We start from the raw sequence: 2,606 nt of genomic DNA on the forward strand, positions 1-2,606 counted from the left end.
GTTAGTGATAGGTAAGGATTTGAAGTTATCTCTACCTTTTCCCCCACTCCACACCGTACGTGAGACTTTCACCTCATACGGCGCTCCATCTAATTTGTTTATTGTTTAATTTTTTCTAAATTACAAGCTCTTCGATATTGGTTTATTCGTTTAACTTGTTCCACAGTCAACGAGTGTTTTTGAAAGTAGGATTCAATCGTTTGTTTATTTGTCATGTGAATTAATCTATGAATTTCTTTATGAATGATTCTAAGATTTTCATACTCATCTGTTCCGCCTAATCCCTTCGGAATATAGTGGTGGCAATGTAGCTCACTTGCTGGTAAAAATTCTTTAAGTATCTCACATTTTCCATTCAACATAGAATACCTTGCCATTCGATTATCCAAGTACTCTATACTTTCATTAGGGATATTTGCAGTTAGTAGTTTCTTAATTTCGCCTAATACCAATTTATTTAACTCAATATGTTTGGCAATCTTTCGGCCTTTTTGATTGTAAGGTGTTTGGGTTTGCGTGTAATTCCATATAGTTGCTGTTTGTATATCCGCTAGTGGAAATAAGTAAATACCACATACTTTAAATGTTCGATAATTATTTTTAAAGAATTTTGTAAACACCGGAGGTGCATTGATTGGAACTTCATATTTCCCGACACTTTTTAATCGATTGAATATTACTAATGATAGGTTAAATGCAAGCTGTTTCATTTCAATATTTACATGTGTAACATACCTAAAATAGTTACGCAGTCCAAGTACATAGGCATTATATAATTGCACATTTTTCCGAGTTGATGACAACTGAATAGCTTTTATTCGCTTTTTGATCTCAAGTTTGATTTGCTTCTTTTTCTTATTTGATATCCTAGAGTTACAAACCCATTTGTTTCTTTTGGGTACTACATATAATAAATATCCTAAGAACTCAGATTTGTTTTTTCTAAGGTTGATTATTCTGGATTTTTCTGGTGAAATGTCCAACTTTAATCGTTCCTTGAGATACATTTTTGTCGCGAAAAACCATTTTTGTGCCGTTCGGAAATCCTTTGCCATAATTTTAAAATCATCTGCATAACGAACAATAAATCCTTGTTTCAATTTGGTACCTTTCATTGCTCGCTTTTGATTTGCATTATTTGTATATGGATATGATGTTTCAAAATAGTGCCATTGGCTTGCTATCCATTGGTCTAAATCATTTAAAACTATATTGGATAGTAATGGCGAGAGTATTCCACCTTGTGGTGTTCCCTTTTTTGGAATTCCAAATCCCTTAATTGGTGCTTTTAGAATTAAATAGATAAGTTTTAACACTCGCTTATCTTTAATACCCATATTCCACAATTGTTTTAGAAGTAATGTGTGATTAACATTGTCAAAGAATCCTTTTATATCTATATCTACCGCGTAATGAAAAGTATTTCTGCTTATCAAAAACATTACTCTAGAAATGGCATGTTTTGTTCCTCTCATCGGACGAAATCCATAACTATGTTCGTAAAATTTCGCCTCGCAAATCGGCTCCAAAATTTGCCTAATCATTTGTTGAATTAACCGATCAAACATTGTTGGAATTCCTAAAGGTCTTTTATCTCCATTGGACTTAGGAATAAAAACTCTCTTTACTGCTTTTGGTTTGTATATCTCTAGTTGTTTACAAACCAATGATAAGAATTCCTTTTTATACATTGGTTTATAATTATCTATCGTGAACAAATCCGTGCCAGCGGTTTTGGACCCCTTGTTAGATTTTATTGTTCGGTATGCTAAAAGAATATTGTTCTCCGAAGTAATCAATTCATATAGACCATGGAATGATTTATTTCCTTGACTTTCTTCATATAACCTATCAAATGTTTCTTGCATATTGTAATATTCCCAATATCTCATTGTTGTGCTCAACTGTGGAAACCTCCTAGGTTTTTGCCCACATTCCTACCTGACCATTGAGCTTCATTTTCTTAAAATTAAACATAAAACAAACTAGACTTGGGGCCATCCCTCCACGTTCATTAGACGCTTCAACGGTACTGTGCCCCTACCTTCACAAAAATAAAGGAATTTCGGCTAATTACCTTATATCCACCTGCCCAGTAGTAGCTGTTTTCATTTAGCAGTTTTTTGCTTCCCACGTTCCAATATATCTAGCTATTCATGATAACCGTAGGTGTTTGCTATAAGCCTGTAGAGTTTATAAGCTCATCGTTGCTTATCCCGATTTCCTACCGTCAGATTCGTACTTCTCGGTACCCTACCACACTCTTGTGTGCTATACCTTTCGGTATAGTGCAATTTTAGACCCGTACCTTCGCAAATTCGTCAGACCCATAAGGGACATTCTCACCATAGTTATCTTTTCAGCCATCCGACCTATCCTACACCATATGATTAAAAATCACTTAGGCTCGTTCAGCCGACTTCACCTAGCTTCATACACAATCTGTCTACTAACAAATCATGCATGTAGGAGTATTAATGGAGTTGTTTCAATTCAACATGACGATTTTCATTCCAACTCTCGATATATTAGTTATTGTTGCTTAAGATAAATTTCAGCAACACTCTCACTTCACGTCTAAACGCTTATAGAGAAACGTGTCGCGC

Annotated in this window: 1 protein-coding gene; it reads right to left on the reverse strand. The window is 34.7% G+C overall.

Features of this window, described 5'->3' with window-relative positions; all coding sequences use genetic code 11:
• Nucleotides 1-98: 98 nt before the first annotated feature.
• The gene (gene ltrA, locus MR168_RS32565; RefSeq protein ID WP_000108316.1) at nt 99-1,904 is read right to left on the reverse strand and encodes a group II intron reverse transcriptase/maturase; all 1,806 of its coding nucleotides are present in this window, start codon (nt 1,902-1,904) and stop codon (nt 99-101) included.
• Nucleotides 1,905-2,606: the final 702 nt, after the last annotated feature.

The organism is Bacillus cereus group sp. BfR-BA-01356, assembly GCF_022663635.1.
Taxonomy (GTDB): Bacteria; Bacillota; Bacilli; order Bacillales; family Bacillaceae_G; genus Bacillus_A; species Bacillus_A cereus.